Below are 20,115 nucleotides of genomic sequence, written 5' to 3' on the forward strand. Positions count from 1 at the left end.
AATCCCGCGCCATCCCGAATGGCCACTTTTCGAGAACTGCCATGTCCCGCTCTACCATCGCACCGACCGTACCGCCCCCCTTCCCTCGCCACCTCGCCGTGCTCATTCTGTTGTGCATGGGCTGTGCCTTCGCCGGCAACCATGTCGCTGCTCGGGTCGCGTTTGATGATGGTGCCGGAGTGTTGCTCGCCATTCTGATGCGTTCCGGGGGAACGCTGCTGGTGCTGGCGATGCTGGTGTTGTGGCAAAAACAGAGCCTGCGTCTGCCGCCCGGGGCCTGGCGTTGGCAACTGTTGTTGGGGCTGTTGATCACGGCGCAGAGTTTGTGTTTGTACTCCGCCGTGGCGCGGGTGCCGGTGGCGCTGGCGCTGCTGGTCGCCAATGTGTTTCCGATTCTGCTGGCATTGCTCACCTGGGCGATGGGCGGGCCGAGGCCGAGCGCGCGCACCGCGCTGTTGATGGGGTTGATTCTGGTGGGTCTGGTGTTTGTGCTGGACGTTCCCGGGCGCCTGTCGAACGCCGGCAGCGTCGGCGCGGATTGGTGGCTGGGCGTGACGCTCGCCTTCTGCGCGGCGAGTGTGTTCGCCTGTGCGCTGTGGATCACCGACCACAAATTGTCTCAGGTGCGCGGTTCGGCGCGCAGTCTGTTGACCATTTTCATCGTGTTCAGCAGCGTCAATCTGGCGGGCCTCACCGGTGCCCTGCCCGGCGGCCTGAACCTGCCGGCGACCTCGACCGGCTGGCTGGCCCTGGCCACGCTGGTGGTGTTGTACGGCACCGGTTTCATTGTGCTGTTCATTTCCGTGCCAAGGCTGGACATGCCGCGCAATGCGCCGGTGATGAACATCGAGCCGCTGGCGACATTGCTGATGGGCTGGATCGTGCTCGACCAGATGCTCAGCAAGGGCCAGGTGCTCGGCGGAGTGATTGTGGTCACCGGCATTGTGTTGCTCACGTATCGCAAAAACGCGGTCAAGGCTGAGGCGAAAGCGTCAGCCTAGTCGCTAACGCGCCCCTTGCTGATATTCGCGCGGCGTACAACCCAACTCACGGCGGAACACCGTGTGCAGGTATTGCGCCGATTTGAAGCCACAGGCGCGGGCCACGTCGACGATTGCGGCGTCGCGGTTCTCCAGGCCGCTGGTCGCCGCCGCCAGTTTGAAGCGCAGGATTTCGTCGTGGACGCTGCAGCCGCGCTCATGACGGAAATGCGCTTCAAGCGAGGAGCGCGAGATGCCGACGTAGGCCGCGACCTGCGCGGTCTTGATGCCTTGGCAGGCATATTGGCGGATGAACAGCAGCGCTTGCATCACGTAGGGATTGCCCAACGGCTGGTGCAGACTCGACACCTGCACATTGACCGCATCCGGCGGCACCAGAATCTGCGTGCCGCTGGCAGGCATGCCGTGGAGCATCTGGTGCAGCAGTTGCGCGGCGGTGCGGCCCATGGTTTCGGTGCCCTGGATCACCGAGCTCAACGGTACTCGCGTCAGGCTGCGCGTGAGCGGGTCGTTGTCGATGCCGATCAACGCCACCTGCTCAGGCACGGCAATGCCGGCGGTCAGGCACGCTTGCAGCAACTGGCGGGCCCGGGCGTCGCTGACGGCGATGATGCCGATCGGTTTGGGCAAGGCTTGCAGCCAGGCGATCAGTTGTTCGACGGCGCTGTCCCACAGCGGCGCGCTGGTGCCCATGCCGCGATAGACCTCGGCGCGCAGGCCGTCACGTTGCATCAGCCGGCGAAAGGCTTTTTCCCGCTCCTGCGCCCAGCGATTGGCCTGCGCCTCAGGCAAGCTGAAAAAGGCAAAGCGCTGCAGCCCCGCTTCGATCAGGTGGTTGTAAGCCAGGGTGATCAGGGCGTTGTTGTCGGTGGCGACATACGGGATCGCTTTCGGGTACGCCCGCGCATCTTCATAGGAGCCGCCCACCGCCACCACCGGCAACTGGATGTCGGCCAGGGCCTCGCCGATCAGCGGGTCATCGAAGTCGGCAATGATCCCGTCGCCCTGCCAGCGTTCGATGCCTTTCAAGCGGCAGAGAAAGTCCTCTTCCAGAAACAGATCCCACGAGGCGCGGGTGCTACTGAGGTAGTTGCCGATGCCGGCGATGATGCCGCGGTCGTAGATTTTGCTGCCGTTGAACAACAGGGCGATGCGGTGAACAGGCGGTAGTGTTTTCATTGTTTTCGGCGCGTTCAAAGCCTCTTTTCCTGGAGGCGGTCGGCACAGACTAGGCGCGAGCGCAGCGAATCTCAATACGCAAAATCGCACTGTGTGTTGGTGATTTTCATAATCTTCGCCCCCGGGGCCATTGCTAGTATCGAGACACCGCCAAGAACAACAAGGACACCGTCCATGCCGTACTTTCCCGATGTCGCCCCGATCCGCTATGAAGGTCCAGACAGCGATTCGCCCCTCGCCTTCCGCCATTACGACGCCGATAAACTGATCCTCGGCAAACCCATGCGCGAACACCTGCGCATGGCCGCCTGTTACTGGCACACCTTCGTCTGGCCGGGTTCCGACGTGTTCGGTGCGGGGACGTTCAAACGCCCCTGGCACCATGCCGGTGACCCGATGGAAGTGGCCATCGGCAAAGCCTCGGCGGCCTTCGAGTTCTTCAGCAAACTGGGTATCGATTACTACTGCTTTCATGACACGGATGTCGCCCCTGAAGGCCAGTCGCTGAAGGAATACCGCAACAACTTTGCGCAAATGGTCGACCACCTCGAGCAACATCAGGAACAAAGCGGCATCAAGCTGCTGTGGGGCACCGCCAACTGCTTTAGCAATCCGCGCTTTGCCGCTGGTGCCGCGAGCAATCCGGACCCGGAAATCTTCGCCTGCGCAGCGGCTCAGGTGTTCAGCGCGATGAACGCGACCCGACGCCTGAAAGGCGCCAACTATGTGTTGTGGGGCGGTCGTGAAGGCTACGAAACCCTGCTCAACACCGACCTCAAACGTGAGCGCGAACAACTTGGGCGCTTCATGCGCATGGTGGTCGAGCACAAGCACAAGATCGGCTTTACGGGCGATCTGCTGATCGAACCCAAGCCGCAAGAGCCGACCAAACACCAATACGATTACGACAGCGCCACGGTGTTCGGCTTTTTGCAGCAGTTCGGTCTGGAAAAGGAAATCAAGGTCAACATCGAGGCCAACCACGCGACGCTGGCCGGCCACAGTTTCCATCACGAAATCGCCACCGCCGCCTCGCTGGGAATTTTCGGCAGCATCGACGCCAACCGCGGTGATCCGCAAAACGGCTGGGACACCGATCAATTCCCCAACAGCGTCGAAGAAATGACCCTCGCCACCTATGAAATCCTCAAGGCTGGCGGCTTCAAGAATGGCGGTTTCAACTTCGATTCCAAGGTGCGCCGGCAGAGCCTCGACGAGGTCGATCTGTTTCATGGTCACGTCGGCGCCATGGACGTGCTCGCCCAGTCGCTGGAACGCGCCGCGGCGATGATCGAGAACGATCAGTTGCAAGCGCTCAAGGATCAACGCTACGCCGGCTGGCAGCAGCCTTTTGGTCAAGCGGTCATGGCAGGCGACTTCAATCTTGAGTCACTGGCCGAGCACGCTTTCACCAACGAGCTCAACCCGCAGGCCGTCAGCGGCCGTCAGGAAATGCTCGAGAACATCGTCAACCGCTTTATCTATCGCTGACCCCGAGGGAGTCTGCCGGCGCCTCGCCGCTGTGACAATTGCACGACAATTCTGTGCGTGCGGCGCCGGCAAATTCTCTACAGTTCTACCAGCCCGATATTCATCGTCAGGCCGTGTCTTTCAAACAAAAATAAAAGGACGCACCACCATGAAGAACCTCAAACGTACGCTCCTGGCCAGTGCTCTGGCACTGCTTTCGCTACCGGTACTGGCTGACGCTGCCCACCCGAAAATCGGCTTCTCCATCGATGACCTGCGGCTGGAACGCTGGTCTCGCGATCGCGATTACTTTGTTGCGGCGGCGGAAAAAATGGACGCCAAGGTGTTCGTGCAGTCGGCCGATGCCAACGAGCAGAAGCAGATTTCGCAGATCGAAAACCTGATCTCCCGTGGCGTCGATGTGATCGTCATCGTGCCGTTCAACGCCACCGTGCTGACCAATGCCGTGGCCGAAGCGAAGAAGGCCGGAATCAAGGTCGTGTCCTATGATCGGTTGATTCTCAACGCCGATGTCGATGCGTACATTTCCTTTGATAACGAAAAGGTCGGCGAGATGCAGGCCGGCGGCGTGCTGAAGGCCGCGCCGAAGGGCAATTACTTCCTGCTCGGTGGCGCGCCCACTGACAACAATGCCAAGATCCTTCGTGAAGGCCAGATGAAGGTGCTGCAACCCGCCATCGACAAGGGCGACATCAAGATCGTTGGCCAGCAGTGGGTCAAGGAGTGGAACCCGACCGAAGCGCTGAGCATTGTGGAAAACGCCCTGACCCGCAACGACAACAAAATCGCCGGCATCGTCGCCTCCAACGACGCCACCGCCGGCGGTGCGATCCAGGCCCTGGCCGCGCAGCAACTGGCCGGCAAGGTGCCGATTTCCGGGCAGGACGCCGACCTCGCCGCCGTCAAGCGGGTGATCGCCGGCACGCAAACCATGACCGTGTACAAGCCGCTGAAACTCATCGCCTCCGAAGCGGCCAAGCTCTCGGTGCAACTGGCGCGCAACGAAAAACCCGCCTACACCTCGCAGTACGACAACGGCAGCAAAAAAGTCGACACCATCCTGCTCACGCCCACCCCGCTGACCAAGGACAATATCGACTTGCTCGAACAGGACGGGTTCTACACCAAGGCACAGATTGCCGGGCAGTGATCAGGACGGTTAGTCCGAAACCCTGGTAGGAGCGAGCCTGCTCGCGAAGGCGGCAGGTCAGCCAGCCGAGCAGTGGCTGAACTGGCGCTATCGCGAGCAGGCTCACTCCTACAGGTTCGGGCTGTGATCCATTCGCGGATCTGCGGTTAAACAGAAACCCTGTGGGAGCGAGCTTGCTCGCGAAGGCGGCGGATCAGCCAGCCGAGCAGTGTCTGAACTGACGCTATCGCGAGCAGGCTCACTCCTACAGGTTCGGGCTGTGATCCATTCGCGGATCTGCGGTTAAACAGAAACCCTGTGGGAGCGAGCCTGCTCGCGATGACGGCGGATCAGCCAACCGAGCAGTGTCTGAACTGACGCTATCGCGAGCAGGCTCACTCCTACAGGTTCGGGCTGTGATCCATTCGCGGATCTGCGGTTAAACAGAAACCCTGTGGGAGCGAGCTTGCTCGCGATGGCGGCGGGTCAGCCAGCCGTGCAGTGTCTGAACTGACGCTATCGCGAGCAGGCTCACTCCTACAGGTTCGGGCTGTGATCCATTCGCGGATCTGCGGTTAAACAGAAACCCTGTGGGAGCGAGCCTGCTCGCGATGACCGCGGATCAGCCAGCCGTGCAGTGTCTGAACTGACGCTATCGCGAGCAGGCTCACTCCTACAGGTCTGGTGTTTGAGTCCTTGGTATACGAGCCTTTTCCATGTCCGACTATTTGCTGCAAATGAACGGCATCGTCAAATCCTTCAACGGTGTCAAAGCGCTGAACGGCATCGACATCAAGGTCCGACCCGGTGAGTGCGTCGGCCTGTGCGGCGAGAACGGTGCCGGCAAATCGACGCTGATGAAAATCCTCTCGGCGGTCTATCCACATGGCACCTGGGACGGTGAAATCCTCTGGGACGGGCAACCGCTACGCGCGCAATCGATCAGCGAAACCGAAGCCGCCGGCATCGTCATCATTCATCAGGAACTGACTCTGGTACCGGACCTCTCGGTCGCCGAAAACATCTTCATGGGCCATGAACTGACGCTACCCGGCGGGCGGATGAACTACCCGGCGATGATCCACCGCGCCGAAGCGCTGATGCGCGAATTGAAAGTGCCGGACATGAACGTCTCGCTGCCGGTTTCCCAATACGGCGGCGGTTATCAGCAACTGGTGGAAATCGCCAAGGCGCTGAACAAGCAGGCGCGCCTGCTGATCCTCGACGAGCCCTCATCGGCGCTGAGCCGTTCGGAAATCGAGGTGTTGCTCGACATCATCCGCGACCTCAAGGCCAAGGGCGTCGCTTGCGTGTACATCTCGCACAAGCTCGATGAAGTGGCCGCCGTCTGCGACACCATTGCGGTGATCCGCGACGGCAAACACATCGCCACCACCGCCATGGCCGACATGGACATTGCGCAGATCATCACCCAGATGGTCGGCCGCGAAATGAGCAACCTCTACCCGTCCGAGCCGCACGAGATTGGCGAGGTGATTTTCGAAGCGCGGCATATCACCTGCTACGACGTCGACAACCCCAAGCGCAAACGGGTCGACGATGTGTCGTTCGTGCTCAAGCGCGGCGAAATCCTCGGTATCGCCGGGCTGGTCGGTGCCGGCCGCACCGAACTGGTCACGGCCCTGTATGGCGCGTATCCCGGCCGCCATGAGAGCGAAGTCTGGCTCGACGGCCAGCCAATCGACACCGCCACGCCGCTGAAATCGATCCGCGCCGGCCTGTGCCTGGTGCCCGAAGACCGCAAACGCCAGGGCATCATCCCCGACCTCGGCGTTGGCCAGAACATCACCCTCGCCGTGCTCGACAGTTACTCGAAACTCAGCCGCATCGATGCCGAGGCCGAGCTGGGCAGCATCGACCGGGAAATCGCGCGCCTGCACCTGAAGACCGCCAGCCCGTTTCTGCCGATCACCAGCCTGTCCGGCGGCAACCAGCAAAAAGCCGTGCTGGCGAAAATGCTGCTGGCCAAGCCGCGGGTGCTGATTCTCGATGAGCCGACCCGCGGCGTCGACGTTGGCGCCAAATACGAGATCTACAAATTGATGGGCGCGCTGGCGGCCGCCGGCGTGTCGATCATCATGGTCTCCTCGGAACTGGCCGAAGTGCTCGGCGTGTCCGACCGCGTGCTGGTGATCGGCGAAGGCCAGTTGCGCGGCGACTTCGTCAATCAGGATCTGACCCAGGAACAGGTGCTCGCCGCCGCACTCAGCCAGCCCGGCAGCCATAACAATAATGATCGGAAATCCGCGTAAATGAATCAGGTCAAACAGCTGTTCACCCGCTACAAAATGCTCGCGCTGGTGTTCGCCGTGGTGCTGATCTGGCTGTTCTTCAGCTGGCAGACCGAGGGCGGTTTTCTCACCCCGCGCAATCTTTCCAACCTGCTGCGGCAAATGTCGATCACCGGGATTCTCGCCTGCGGCATGGTGCTGGTGATCATCAGTGGCGAGATCGATCTGTCGGTCGGCTCATTGCTCGGCCTGCTCGGCGGCCTCGCGGCGATTCTCGACGTGGTCTATCACATCCCGCTGCTGGCCAACCTGAGTCTGGTGGCCCTGTGCGGGCTGATGATCGGCCTCGGCAACGGCTACATGACTGCATACCTGCGCATCCCCTCATTCATCGTCGGCCTGGGCGGCATGCTGGCGTTTCGCGGGATCTTGCTGGGGATTACCGGCGGCACCACCATTGCCCCGGTATCGCCGGAACTGGTCTACATCGGTCAGGGTTACCTGCCCCACGCCATGGGCACCGGGCTGGGCATCGTGCTGTTCGCGCTGACCGTATTCCTCACCTGGAGACAACGCCGCAACCGCGCCCTGCACGGCCTCGCCGCGCATTCACTGGCGCGTGACGTGATCCGCGTGTTGGTCATCGGCGCGGTGCTGGCCGGCTTCGTGCAGACGCTCAACAGCTACGATGGCATTCCCGTGCCGGTTCTGCTGCTGCTGGCCCTGCTCGGTGTGTTCAGCTACGTCACCAGCCAGACCGTGTTCGGCCGTCGCGTGTATGCGGTGGGCAGCAACATGGAAGCGACGCGCCTGTCGGGTATCAACGTACAAGCGGTCAAGCTGTGGATTTTCGGGATCATGGGCGTGATGTGCGCCCTCGCCGGCCTGGTCAACACCGCGCGCCTCGCCGCCGGTTCACCCTCGGCCGGCAGCATGGGCGAACTCGACGCCATCGCCGCCTGCTTCATCGGCGGCACTTCCATGCGCGGCGGCTCCGGCACTGTCTACGGCGCGCTGCTCGGCGCGCTGGTGATCACCAGCCTGGACAACGGCATGTCGATGCTCGACGTCGACAGTTACTGGCAGATGATCGTCAAGGGCAGCATTCTGGTGCTGGCGGTGTGGGTGGATGTCAGTACGCGCACGGGGCGGCGTTGAATGGATGGGTGCTCATCGTTGCTCAAGACACCTTCCACGGATGCTGGCGCCATTTGTCCTGGAAGAACTCGATGAACACCCGGATGCGCGGGCTCAGGTGCTTTCTGTCGGAGTAAAGCAGATAGATCGGTTCAACCACGCCCGATTTGAATGACTCCAGCAGGGGCACCAGCGTCCCGGCTTTGACATCCAGACCGATGTGGAAGTCGGCAAGCTTCACCACACCGGCCCCGGACAGTGCCATGTCGCGCAACAGGTCACCCTGGGTGAACGAGGCACTGGCGGTGACCGGGACCGACACCCCCTCGCCCTCCTGCAAAAACGACCACTTGTTCCACGGGCTGACGAAACTGAAATTGAAGCAGCGATGCTCGAGCAGGTCTCTGGGCGTGGTGGGCGTGCCGTGCCGTGCCAGGTATTGCGGCGAAGCGCAGATCAGCCATTCGCATTCACCGATGCGCCGCGCGATGCGGGATGAACTGGGCAGCACACCGCTGTGAATGGCGATATCGAGCCCCTGTTCGAAATGATCGACGAACTGCGCGCCCAACTGAATTTCCACGTCCAGTGCCGGATACAAATCCAGAAACTCGGGCAGCCACGGCACGATCTGGTGCTTGGCGAACGAGGTCATGGTATGGATGCGCAGGGTGCCGCTGACCCTCGAGGGCAATGCTTCGGCCAGCGAGTCGGCTTCGTTCATGGCTTCCACCACCGCCTTGGCGCTGCGCAGGTAAGCGGCGCCCTCCTCGGTCAGCGTCAGTACCCGCGAGCCACGCTGGAACAGCCGGACCTGCAAGCGGTCCTCCAGACGTGAAATCAACTTGCTGACCGCCGAGGGCGTGATGTGATGCGCACGGGCAGCCGCCGAAAAGCTCCCGCACTCGGTAGACCAGATGAAAGCGAGTAGCTGAGAGTAATTGTCCATAGCCGATCCTTGCGTGATTCTTCAGGCTGATGTTCTCTGAACCGCCATGAAAAAGCGCGCCGAAGCGCGCTTTTTTAACGGTTCGGCTCAGCGAATGAACTGCTCGATATAGTCGTCCGGCAAACCCAGGCTCTGGTAATGCGCCCGTGCGGCTTCGAGCTTGGTGAACACGTCCTCGTAGCCTACGGCGACGCCTTGCGGGTCGACGTAAGTGTAGCCGCCCTGAACGTGAAACCAGGTGATCATTTCGCTGACGTCTTCGGGCACGAAAAGCGTATGCGTTTCGCCCGGCGGCTCGTAGGCGAAGGAGCCTTCTTCAGCCACCCAGTCATGTTCCAGGTAGTACCAGCGGCCTTTGAGCACGATCGCATGCACGCCACCGGTATGCCGGTGACGCGACAGCACCCCCGCCTGACGCACACGCAACAGATTGATGTAATAGCCGCCGCTGGTATTGAGCAGCAACGGTTTGAACGAAACCGACTGAGTGACTGGCACCCACAGTTCATCGTCCTCGAGCCACTGGGTCATCACGTTCGGATGCACCATGTCGGGCGTCATGAACGGCACTTGCGGCAACTGGTAGGGAATCGCGAGTTCATCAGGTTTAACAGGGGTATTCATGGTCAGGCCTCTCGGTTTTATTCACGAACTTACGCACGGGATGGCGCGCTGATTTCGGTTGCTTGAAAGGTTATGGCGTCGGTCTGCGGGTGAAAACAGCTACCTTTTCACACCAGCTGTGACGCACGCGCACAGGGTCAACGGCTGGCAGGCTCAGGCTTTGATCAAACGCGAGCCGATGCGGTCCGCAGCGGCCAGGCCGCTGACCAGACGTTGGTAATCCAGGGGTGGGTGCATGTTTTTTGCGTACGCCGCCGACAGGGTCGCCTCCACCATGAGGTTGATCTGCGCGGTGCTGAAGGGTGTGCTCTGCCCCAGTTCAGCGAAGGTCACGGGCAGCTTCACTGCCTGCAACAGCCGCGCGACCCGTTCGATCTCCTCAACGGGACGCTTCTCCACGGCCATTTGAACCAGCGTGCCGAACGCCACCAGTTCACCGTGCAGCATCGACGCCATCGCCGGTATGGCCGTCAACCCGCGAACCAGTGCATGGGACAAGGACAAGCCACCGCTTTCGAAGCCCACGCCGCTGATCAGCACGGTGCCTTCAATGACTCGCTCGACATCGTCGTTGACTTCCTGTCGGCACACCGCCTGATAAGCCGACACGCCGTACTGCATCAGCGTTTCGAAGACCATGTCGGTCATCATCAGCGCGGTGTGCAGCGCCGGCGTGCCGAAGGAGTTGTTGCCGCCGGCAGCGTGGCACTGGTGGGCCTCGAACTTTTTACTGAGCGCATCGCCAATGCCCGCGGCAAAAAAACGCGCCGGGGCCTGCACGATGACCTCGGTATCGACGATGACGGCCGCGGGGTTCATGGCGAGAAACTCCACCCCCACGACTTTATGCGCGTCGTCGTACAGAACGATGAGCCGACTGGTCGGTGCATCGCTCGAAGCAATGGTCGGGCAGACGACGATCGGGACATCAAGCTTGACCGCCAGGCCCTTCGCCGTATCGATGGTCTTGCCGCCGCCCAGTGCAATGACGGTGTCTGGCGCATGCACCCGAGCCTGCGCCGATAACGCGGCAATCGCGCCGCGCGTGCATTCGCCTGGAAACTCGATGTGCACCGGTTCGAAACCGTGCGTTTGCAAGGCTGCACCCACGTCGGGCCACAGGTGCCGGGCGACGAACTCGTCGCACAGTACCAGCGGCCGGGTCCGGCCCATGTCGCGCAACACCCGGCCCAGCTGTTGCAAGGCACCGGGCCCCTGCTCGTAACGCCCCGGGAAACCCATGGTTTTAATCATGATCAACGCCCTCCGAATCTTGTCAGCGCCTGTCAGCGCATCAACCAGCCGCCCGCCACATCGATGACCTGGCCGGTGATGAAATCGCTTTCAGTCGAGGTGAGGAAACACGCCGCTCTGGCGACTTCCAGCGGTGTGCCCAGGCGGCGCAAGGGCGTCTGCTCAACCACCGCCTGATTGGCCTGCGCGGAAACGCTCTGCAGCAGCGGCGTTTCGATGCGCCCCGGGGCCAGTGCGTTGGCAGTGATGCCGTACGGCCCCAGTTCACCCGCCAGATGCCGGGTAAAGCCGATGATCGCCGCCTTCGTCGCGCTGTAATGGGCCGCGACGATGGGCAAAAACGCGCTACCGGCCACCGACGACATGTTGACGATGCGCCCGAAGCCGCGCTCGACCATGCCGGGGCTGAGCACGCGCACGAGGTTGAACGAGCCGTTGAGGTTGATATCGACTACCCGCCCCCACTCCTGCGGCGTCATCGCCCAGATCGGCGCCGGTGCGCCGTCGTGCTTGGGGGAAATGCCGGCATTGTTGATCAGGGTGTCGATCGGGCCCAGCTCTGCGATCAGGCGCTCACAGGCCGCAGCGCACGCCGGATAATCGGCAACATCGGCCTGCGCCCAAGCGACGGTGAATCCGTCTTCGCGCAGGGCGGCGGCCTGCTGCTGCACCTTCGCCGCGTCAGCATCGAGCAACGCCACCACAGCGCCCTCTTCGCAATAAAGCCGCGCAATAGCGGCGCCAATGCCGCCAGCGGCGCCAGTCACCAGAACGGTGCGGCCGGTATGTCTGGAAAATGTCATCGCGGTTCTCGCTTTCGCTTCATGATTAACGGCGCTCGGGGTCAGAGCCCCAGGTACGCGCGTTTGACGTGAGGGTTGTCCAGCAGCTCCTGGCCGGTGCCGCTGAGCACCACTTCACCGTTCTCGAGCACATAACCGCGATGGGCGATTCGCAGCGTATGGACGATGTTCTGCTCAACGATCAGCACGGTTGTGCCCAATTGCAAAATCTTGTCGATGATGTCGAACACCTGCGACACCAGCAGCGGCGACAGGCCCAGTGACGGCTCGTCGAACATCAGCAATTTGGGGCCGGCCATCAGGCCGCGCGCGATGGCGACCATTTGTTGCTCGCCGCCGGACAGCGTCCCGGCGTTCTGATCCAGGCGCTCGCGCACCCGTGGGAAAAGATCCAGCACATCGTCGAGGCGTTTTTTGTAGCCCGCCCGCGCGCTGCGCTTGTAGGCACCCATCAACAGGTTGTCGCGCACGCTGATGAACGGAAAGAGCTGCCGCCCTTCGGGAATCAGCGTCAGGCCGGCGTCGACGATCTGGTCCGGGCGTTGCCCGTCAATGCGCTGACCTTCGAACTCGATCGTGCCCTGTGACGGCGTGACGATGCCGCACAAACTGCGCAAGGTTGTGGTTTTTCCGGCACCGTTGGCGCCGACGATGGTCACCACTTCCCCGGCATTGACCTCGAAGGACACGCCACGCAGGATTTCCGTGCCGCCATAGCCGCTGTGCACGCTGTCGAGTTTAAGCATGGCTGTACTCCTTGCCGAGATAGGCTTCAATGACTTGCGGATCGTTGATCACATCGTTTGGCGCGCCCTGCATCAGCAGCGTGCCCGAGCTGATCACGACGATGCGGTCCGACAGGCTCATCGTCGCTTGCATCAAGTGCTCGATCATCAACACGCTGACGCCCGAATCACGCACCCGGCGAATGACCTCGATGGCCTTGGCAACGTCGGTCGGATTGAGCCCGGCCATGACTTCGTCGAGCAACAGGATCCGTGGCCGGGTGGCCAGGGCGCGCGCCATCTCCAGACGTTTCATGCCGCCGACGGTGAGGTTGCGCGCCCGGGTATCGAGCAGTGCGGTGAGTTCGGTCAGTTCGGCGACTTGCTCGGCAATCGCCCGCGCTTCTTTCGCGTCCGCGGTGTGCATGAAGGCACCGAGCATGATGTTTTCGCAGACGCTCAGGTCGGCGAACGGCTGCACAATCTGAAAGGTGCGGCCAATGCCTGCCCTGGCGAATTCCGCCGGGCTGGTCGGGGTCACCCAGTCACCGTTGGGCAGGCGAACCTTGACCTGGCCTCGGGAGGGCAGAAGAAACCCGGAGAGCTGGTTGAACACGGTGGTTTTACCGGCGCCATTGGGGCCGATCACCCCGACGATTTCGCCTTCGGCAAGCGTCAGCGAAACATCGTTGGTCGCGTGCAGGCCACCAAAGAACTTGTGCAGGTTCTCCGCAACCAGCAGCGGTTCGCCGCGGGTTAGTGAAGACGTCTTTTGCAATGGCGCCTTGAGCGCAGGCGCGGCACCGGTAGCGGCACGCCGGCCACCGGGCAAGGCGTCGATCCAGCCGAACACCCGAGTTCCGAAGCGCCCCACCACACCTTGCGGAATGGTCAGCACCACCGCTACCAGCACCACCCCGTAAACCAGACCATGCACGCCGCTGCCCAGATCGCCGAGCCAGCCGCGCGCCAGTTCGGCCAGCGGCAATACCAGCAGCGTCCCGATCAGCGGACCGGAGACAGTACCCAGGCCGCCGATCAACGCGAACATGGCGATCTGGATCGACATTTCCAGGGAGAACATCGAGCCGGGTTCGATGAAGGTCAGGTACATCGCATGGAAGCTGCCGACCAGGCTGGTGATGAATGCCGACAGGACCACCGCGATCAACTTGACCTTGACCGAATTCACCCCCACCGCATGCGCCGCGTCTTCGCGTTCACGAACGGCAATCAAGTAATAGCCCAAGCGCGAATTCTTGATCTTCCACGACACGGCCAGCGTGATCAGCAGAAAGGCGAAGGCGATCAACAGGTACGGCCAGCGCGGGCGGAACAGCATCCATTCGACGCCCAGTTTCAGCGGTACGCCCAGACCGGCAGCACCACCGGTCACGTCGTGTTGGTTGATCGCCATCAAGCGCACGACTTCCAGCACGGCGATGGTCGCCAGGGCGAAAAACGGCCCGCGCAATCTGAAGCACGGCCAACTGATCAACACGGCGACGATAGACGACACAATTGCGCCAGCGAACATGCCGATCCATGGGCTGATGCCGAGTTTCATCATCAGCAAGGTCGTCGTGTAAGCGCCGACACCATAGAACACCGCATGGCCCAGCGAGAGCTGACCGGCGAAACCGCCAACGATGTTCCAGGCGCTGGCCAGCGCCGCATAACTGCAAATCAGGATGAACAGGTGATAAACGAACGGTGAGCCGACGCTCAACGGAATCACCAGAAGCAGCGCCAGGACCAAGGCACTGACATACACACGCGGGTGGCAAATATTCATGACCATGCTCCTTACTCAGACCCGCGACCGGCGCCAAACAGCCCCGTCGGACGAAACACCAGGATGCCGAGGAAGATCGAGAAATAGACGACCTCCTTCAGATCCGGCGCGATGTAGTAACCGGCAAGACTGTCGACGACGCCGATCAGCATCGAACCGACCAGAGCGCCGGAAAGACTGCCCAATCCGCCGAGGACGACGATGACGAATGCCGTGAGGACAAAGAACGTACCGACCGTTGGAAACACCGGGTACTGCGGCGCGATAAGGCCTGAGGCGACGCCGAGGCAGGCGCAGCCCAGACCGAATGCGAAGATGTAGATGTGCTTGACGTTGACGCCCATCAACTGCGCCGCATTGCGATGTTGCGCAGTCGCCCGCACGGCACGACCGAGAAAGGTGTGCTGCAAAAACCAATGCAGCCCGGCAACCAATGCCAGTGACACGGCGAAGGTGATCAACTGCCCGCTGCTGACGCGAAAGGCTCCCAGACTGACAGTACCGGTGCCGACACTGATGTTGCGCACGGTCAGGACATCGGCACCGAAGATCAGCAACGCCCCGTTCATCAGCGCGATCGAAACGCCCACGGTGGCGAAAATCTGGATGTGCCCCTCGGCGCTGAGCAGCGGCTGAATGATGAACCGTTGCATGGCCGCACCCGCCGCAAACAGCAGGATCGTGGCGGGAATGATCGCCACGTAAGGGTGCAGGCCGAAATGCGCGTTCAGGAGGTAAACGGCATAGAGGCCGATCATCAGAAACTCGCCATGGGCGAAGTTGACCACCCTGACGATGCCGAAGATCAGGGTCAGGCCGATGCTGATAATGGCCAGCGTGCCGCCGAGCAATAAGCCGTTCAACAGAAGCTGGATGAAAATTTCCACAGTTGGCGCCCTCTTTTTGCGAGCGAGCGAACCCGTGAAGCTCGGGAATCAAGCTTCAGCACGAGTGCACGGTTCAGGGTTGGTCGGAAAAGTGTGCTTTGGCGACAGCCGCCGCTTCGGGGTAGACGGTTTTCAGCTGCCCGCTCTGCCATTGCATGATCGCGGTATTGGCGCGCTGGTTCTGGCCGTTGGCACCGAACTTCGCACCGATGCCGGCGGCGGTGCCACCGAGCGGAATATCCACCTTCGCCACTGCCGCACGGATATCGTCGGCCGCCAGCGACGGGCTGGATTGCATGGCATCAAGGAAGATTTTCGCCCCGACATAATTGATCAGGCTGTGACCCGATCGCGGTTCGCTGCCATATCGCGCCTTGTAGGCTTTGGCAAACGCACCGATGCCCGGCGCGCCATTTTCATTGGTCTGGAACTGCGGAAAATCCACATCGAGAACGCCTTCCATATTGTCCGCGCCGACGACTTTCACCGTGTCCTGCATGGAATAACCGCCGCCCGCACCGACCACCGCTTTGGGCTTGAAACCGGCTTCGCGGATCTGCCGGAAAAACAGCGTCGTGTCGTTCTGGTAGCTGGTCTGCAAGACCACATCCGCCTGCGCACCTTTCAAGCGCAGGATCAGCGATGACAGATCGACCGCTTTGGCTGAATAAGGCAACACCTCGACCACGTTCAGGCCTTGCTCCTGGGCAAGTTTTTTCTGAAACCCGGCGATGGTGGTGCCGTACAGCGCATCCTCGTGAATGATGGCGATCTTCAGTTGACGAGGATCAACCTTGAGTGCCGGGCTGATGATTTGCGTGATGGCGGTAATGGTGCCTTCGGCAAAATTTTTCGCCGTCGGGTTGCTGCGCATTACGTAGCTCAGGTCGCGCTCGGTGATGTGATCGGACACCGCCCCCAGCTCGAAGAACGGTACGGCGGCCATTTCGGTCACTTGTGTGGCGGCAAATGACAGTGCCGAGGAATAGCTGCCGAACACCGCCGTGACGTTTTCAACCGAGGTCAGCCGGCGCGCGGCACCGACCGCCTGACCGGCATCGACCGCGTCGGCCTTGAGCAAGGTGATCGGCTCGCCTTTGAGGCCGCCGGCGGCGTTACGCTCGGCGATCGCCAGTTCGAGACCGCGATAACTCTCGTCACCGAGCAGCGCCAAAGAACCACTGAGGGGATAAAGCGCACCGAGCTTGATGTCTGCGTGCGCGGCGATCGAGGTGGACAGGCAAAGCAGGACGCAGGCAGATTTCAGCCAGCCTCCGGTGGCGGCCGTAGCGGCCCCGGCTTCCTCTCGAGCGAGTCTCATAGAAGTATCTCCCGCAGGTATTATTTTTATTGTTCCGTCCGAAGCTCAGTGCCAGCACCGACGTCGGCGGATTTACAGTGGCTTATGAACACGCAAGACGTTCCTCCACCACCGCAACCAAGAGTACGGCCCGTCGAGATTTGCTGGATATAGCTGGTTAATCACACCTGCTGTGAATTATCGGCACAGGTCGCACGGCCGGAAATCATTCCCATGGCGGCGGTGACCACGCCTCCACCAGTTTGTCGATGAACAGGCGCACCTTGGGCGACAAATGCCGCTTGCTCGGGTAGATCACCCGGATCGGTTCGGCGGCCTCGGCATAGGCACCGAGCAGTTGCACCAATGCGCCGCTGCGCAAATCATCGTTGACCACATAGGACGGCAGCGTCGCAAGGCCGAGACCGGCGACCGTCGCCTGATGCAACGCTTCTGCGCTGTCCATCTGCAAGCGCCCGGCATGAATCACCGGCACAGGCTGCCCCTGCACCCGGAAATTCCACGGCAGCAACCTGCCTCCGCTGACAAAGTGCAGGCACGGGTGATCTGCCAGATCGGCAGGTGTTTGCGGCGCAGAATGTTCCGCCAGGTACTTCGGTGATGCACAGGTGATCATTTGCTGGCAAGCCACCGTACGCGTGAGCAAACCCGAGTCGTCCTTCGGTGGGCCGATGCGAATGGCCAGGTCGAAACCTTCCTCGATCAGGTCGACCAGACGGTCGGAGAACGTTGCGTCGATGGCCAGCGACGGCCAGTCTTTCAGGCAACGTTCGATGTGATGGACAACGTGCAGCCTGCCCAGGGCAACGGGCAGGCTCATGCGCAATCGGCCGCTGGGTGTCGCTCGACGAAATGCGAGGGCGTCCTCGACCGCATCGAGTTCCTGCAGGATGCCAACGCACCGCTCATACAGAATCTGCCCGTCATCGGTCATGCTCAGGCTGCGCGTGGTGCGGTTGAGCAGACGCACCTGCAAGCGGCTTTCCAGCCTGACGATCGATTTGCCGACGGCCGAGCGCGTCAAGCCGAGTTGCTTCGCCGCTGCGGTGAAACTGCCGGCGTTGACCGAGCTGACAAACGCAGCAATATCGTTGAGGTTGTGCAGTTCCATGGGGCCTCTGAGTGTTGATGTGCGGGCAGGTTGGCGCCTGCTATGGGGAACCCTATTCCCCAATACTGAGCATAACATCTCGATTAGCTACTCTCTCAGCCAACGCCGAATCGAGGTCTCATGAACACTCAAGTACAAGCAGCGGTAGACACCTGGGCCAACAGCCTCAGCGATCTGGTCCCGGTGCTCAAAGGTATCGATACCACCACCCAAATGAGCGACATCCGCGATGCCTACGCCCGCATGCTCGCGCAGAATCCGGCGCCTGCCGGCGTCACCTTCGCAGCGCTCGACATGGGCGGCGTGCCCGGCACACTGGTTACCCCGGACGAACTCAAGACCGATGCGGTGTTGATGTACATCCATGGCGGCGCCTACATCGTCGGGCGCCCTGACGGCTACCATGGCATCGGCGGCAATTACGCGAAGATGCTCGGTGCGCGAGTGTACATGCCCGACTATCGCCTCGCTCCCGAGCATCCGTTCCCGGCACCGATCAACGACACCCTGCGCGCGTATGAATGGTTGCTGGAACAGGACATACCCGCGCACAACATCGCCTTCGCCGGCGAATCAGCGGGTGGCGCGATGGTCGTCAGCGTCATGGTCGCGGCCAAATCCAAAGGGCTGCCGCTGCCGGCGGTCGGCTCTGCGATCTCGCCATGGGCCAACCTGGAACACAGCGGTGCGTCCATGAGCAACCGTGAAGGGCTCGACCCGCTGAACTCCAAAGCGGTGCTGGACATTCTCGCCAGAGCCTTCCTCGGCAACACGCTGGCCAACCATCCTCTGGCTTCGCCAGTATTTGCCGACGTCACCGGTCTGCCAGCGATTCTGGTGCAGATTGGCGAGAACGAGTTGATGCTCAGTGATGCCATGCGCCTTGCCACTCACCTGGCCGACAACCGCGTGCGCGTCAATCTGGAAGTCTGGCCGGCGATGTTCCATGCCTGGCACTTTTATGCCGGCATGCTTGCTGAAGGTCAGCAGGCCATGGAGAGTTCGGTGCGTTTCATTGAGGCGGGTTGGCTCCAGGCCAACCGCTGAGGCGAGTCCCACGCGCGACGGCGTTTCGGCGTCGCGCTACCGCTTTTACCCGTTGCAACCCTCACAAATGCCGCAACCGATCCCCCTGCCCCGGCGATCTCGCCGCCGCATCTGCCCCGCTGTGCATTGCCCGTTCCAGCTCACGCGCATCATGGCTGCAATAGATCTTCACCGCCGCCCGCGCATCGGCGGCCAGTTCGCGCAGGCGTTGCTGGTTGTGCAGCCGCGCCTGGCGGTCGCTGTCCATCATGAATTGGTACAGGCGCATGCCCGGCGGGCAGCGGCGTTTCGGCAGATGGACTTCATCGTGGTGGAAATAGGCGTCGCCGGCGTGCAACTGCCAACCGTCGGCGGTGCGCAGGGCAATGCCGGCGTGGCCGAGGGTGTGGCCGCTGAGCGGCACCAGCAGGATGTCTTCTTCTTCGGCGCCGAGCACGGCGCGTACCGAATCGAATCCGAACCAGGTGTCGCCCTGCGGCGCGTACAGCTCCCAGCCCTCGACGTCGCGCCATTGCGCCGGGACAAAGCGCCGCCGTTCGATCCAGTCACTGGCCGAACGGGCATGTTGCAGTTCCTGCTGCATGACGTGCACCCGTGCCCGGGGGAAATCCTGCAAGGCGCCGGCGTGGTCGAAGTCCAGATGGGTCAGCAGAATATGGCGTACGTCATTGGCGTCGAAGCCCAACCGGCGGATCTGCTCCAGCGCAGTGAAGCGGTGTTCGAGACGGATGTTGTTCAGCGTGCGGAAAAAGCGGCTCAGGCGCTGCGGATGCTGGACGTCCTGCTGGCCGAAACCGGTGTCGACCAGAATCAGGCCGTTGCTCGCGGTTTCGATCAGCAGGCAGTGACACACCACCGACGCCGTCAGGCCGCGACTGTAGCCATCGAACAACGCGCCGCCCAACGGGCACATACAGCCGCAATTCAAATGATGCACACGCATGTTTTACCTCCCTCGCGCCGGGCGCGCTGCCGAACCGTTATGCGCGGTTGACCCGGTCTGAGCGGTCACTGCTCGACTGAATCGACGTATGGCACGGCGGGCGTTGCGCTTGGGCAATTGGAGGGAACAACCGCCGGTCTTCAGCGTCATCACTGAAAGCGCCGGGCGTTTATCCGCCGCGTCAACACCACCCAAACAGTCACCCAGCCCCGCATCAAAAGGATGGCCACCATGTTCGATAAGCCCCGCTACATCGTCAGTTTCATCCTCGACAATCAGCCGCAGAGCCGCACTCTGGAGGAGGATCTGGACGGCCTCGATCCGCAGCAGGCGGAAGCCGTGCTCAGGCAGACATTTCCCGAACTCAAGGACGCACGCTTGAGTGACGTGCAGGTGCAGAAAAGGACCAAGCCTGACGAAGGCGACAATGTCCCGGGGCACTACCAGCAGCCCTGAATCCGCGCGCT

Annotated in this window: 18 protein-coding genes; 7 read left to right on the top strand and 11 right to left on the bottom strand. The window is 61.7% G+C overall.

Annotated features, from left to right (window positions below; all coding sequences use genetic code 11):
- Nucleotides 1-41 precede the first annotated feature (41 nt).
- Nucleotides 42-1,001, top strand: a complete 960-nt coding sequence (locus tag BLU24_RS16805) for an EamA family transporter (protein WP_093101915.1) — start codon at nt 42-44, stop codon at nt 999-1,001.
- A gap of 3 nt (nt 1,002-1,004) precedes the next feature.
- Here the strand turns inward: BLU24_RS16805 and BLU24_RS16810 are convergent, their stop codons facing one another.
- A complete protein-coding gene (locus BLU24_RS16810; protein ID WP_093101916.1) occupies nt 1,005-2,180 on the bottom strand; it encodes a XylR family transcriptional regulator in 1,176 nt (391 codons plus the stop codon).
- Nucleotides 2,181-2,354: 174 nt separating this feature from the next.
- On the opposite strand from BLU24_RS16810, the gene xylA reads away from it, so the two are divergent.
- From xylA to BLU24_RS16830, 4 genes are all read left to right on the top strand, one after another.
- Nucleotides 2,355-3,671, top strand: a complete 1,317-nt coding sequence (gene xylA, locus BLU24_RS16815; RefSeq protein ID WP_093101917.1) for a xylose isomerase — start codon at nt 2,355-2,357, stop codon at nt 3,669-3,671.
- Nucleotides 3,672-3,819: 148 nt separating this feature from the next.
- The gene (xylF, locus tag BLU24_RS16820; protein ID WP_090283055.1) at nt 3,820-4,821 is read left to right on the top strand and encodes a D-xylose ABC transporter substrate-binding protein; all 1,002 of its coding nucleotides are present in this window, start codon (nt 3,820-3,822) and stop codon (nt 4,819-4,821) included.
- A 695-nt stretch (nt 4,822-5,516) separates the two neighbouring features.
- On the top strand, nt 5,517-7,073 hold the full coding sequence (gene xylG / locus BLU24_RS16825) for a D-xylose ABC transporter ATP-binding protein (RefSeq protein ID WP_093101918.1): 1,557 nt from the start codon (nt 5,517-5,519) through the stop codon (nt 7,071-7,073).
- On the top strand, nt 7,074-8,210 hold the full coding sequence (locus BLU24_RS16830; protein ID WP_093101919.1) for a sugar ABC transporter permease: 1,137 nt from the start codon (nt 7,074-7,076) through the stop codon (nt 8,208-8,210).
- 22 nt (nt 8,211-8,232) lie between these two features.
- Here BLU24_RS16830 and BLU24_RS16835 read toward each other — a convergent pair whose 3' ends face one another.
- From BLU24_RS16835 to BLU24_RS16875, 9 genes are all read right to left on the bottom strand, one after another.
- Nucleotides 8,233-9,138 carry a LysR family transcriptional regulator gene (locus BLU24_RS16835; RefSeq protein ID WP_093101920.1) on the bottom strand — a complete coding sequence of 302 codons (906 nt, stop codon included), beginning with the start codon at nt 9,136-9,138 and terminating at the stop codon, nt 8,233-8,235.
- Nucleotides 9,139-9,225: 87 nt separating this feature from the next.
- A complete protein-coding gene (locus BLU24_RS16840) occupies nt 9,226-9,762 on the bottom strand; it encodes a 2,4'-dihydroxyacetophenone dioxygenase family protein (RefSeq protein ID WP_093101921.1) in 537 nt (178 codons plus the stop codon).
- 153 nt (nt 9,763-9,915) lie between these two features.
- Complete coding sequence (locus BLU24_RS16845; protein WP_093101922.1) at nt 9,916-11,016, bottom strand: glycerol dehydrogenase; 1,101 nt, start codon at nt 11,014-11,016, stop codon at nt 9,916-9,918.
- A gap of 32 nt (nt 11,017-11,048) precedes the next feature.
- Nucleotides 11,049-11,819 carry an SDR family oxidoreductase gene (locus tag BLU24_RS16850; protein WP_093101923.1) on the bottom strand — a complete coding sequence of 257 codons (771 nt, stop codon included), beginning with the start codon at nt 11,817-11,819 and terminating at the stop codon, nt 11,049-11,051.
- A gap of 41 nt (nt 11,820-11,860) precedes the next feature.
- Nucleotides 11,861-12,565: an ABC transporter ATP-binding protein gene (locus tag BLU24_RS16855; RefSeq protein ID WP_093101924.1), complete on the bottom strand. Its 705-nt coding sequence runs from the start codon at nt 12,563-12,565 to the stop codon at nt 11,861-11,863.
- Nucleotides 12,558-14,339, bottom strand: a complete 1,782-nt coding sequence (locus tag BLU24_RS16860; RefSeq protein WP_197677832.1) for a branched-chain amino acid ABC transporter ATP-binding protein/permease — start codon at nt 14,337-14,339, stop codon at nt 12,558-12,560. The genes BLU24_RS16855 and BLU24_RS16860 overlap by 8 nt, the downstream gene beginning before the upstream one ends.
- An 11-nt stretch (nt 14,340-14,350) precedes the next feature.
- Nucleotides 14,351-15,226 (bottom strand): branched-chain amino acid ABC transporter permease, encoded by an 876-nt coding sequence (locus BLU24_RS16865; protein ID WP_093101926.1) that lies wholly within the window; start codon nt 15,224-15,226, stop codon nt 14,351-14,353.
- A 73-nt stretch (nt 15,227-15,299) separates the two neighbouring features.
- Complete coding sequence (locus tag BLU24_RS16870) at nt 15,300-16,547, bottom strand: ABC transporter substrate-binding protein (RefSeq protein WP_093101927.1); 1,248 nt, start codon at nt 16,545-16,547, stop codon at nt 15,300-15,302.
- A 205-nt stretch (nt 16,548-16,752) separates the two neighbouring features.
- Entirely contained in the window at nt 16,753-17,658 is a 906-nt protein-coding gene (locus BLU24_RS16875; RefSeq protein ID WP_093101928.1) for a LysR family transcriptional regulator, read from the bottom strand.
- Between the two features lie 120 nt (nt 17,659-17,778).
- Here BLU24_RS16875 and BLU24_RS16880 point away from each other — a divergent pair, with 120 nt between their 5' ends.
- Complete coding sequence (locus BLU24_RS16880; protein WP_172833278.1) at nt 17,779-18,705, top strand: alpha/beta hydrolase; 927 nt, start codon at nt 17,779-17,781, stop codon at nt 18,703-18,705.
- 61 nt (nt 18,706-18,766) lie between these two features.
- Here the strand turns inward: BLU24_RS16880 and BLU24_RS16885 are convergent, their stop codons facing one another.
- Nucleotides 18,767-19,648: an MBL fold metallo-hydrolase gene (locus BLU24_RS16885; RefSeq protein ID WP_093101929.1), complete on the bottom strand. Its 882-nt coding sequence runs from the start codon at nt 19,646-19,648 to the stop codon at nt 18,767-18,769.
- A gap of 231 nt (nt 19,649-19,879) precedes the next feature.
- On the opposite strand from BLU24_RS16885, the gene BLU24_RS16890 reads away from it, so the two are divergent.
- Entirely contained in the window at nt 19,880-20,104 is a 225-nt protein-coding gene (locus BLU24_RS16890) for a hypothetical protein (RefSeq protein WP_090283051.1), read from the top strand.
- Nucleotides 20,105-20,115: the final 11 nt, after the last annotated feature.

Source organism: Pseudomonas sp. Z003-0.4C(8344-21) (genome assembly GCF_900104975.1).
Taxonomy (GTDB): Bacteria; Pseudomonadota; Gammaproteobacteria; order Pseudomonadales; family Pseudomonadaceae; genus Aquipseudomonas; species Aquipseudomonas granadensis.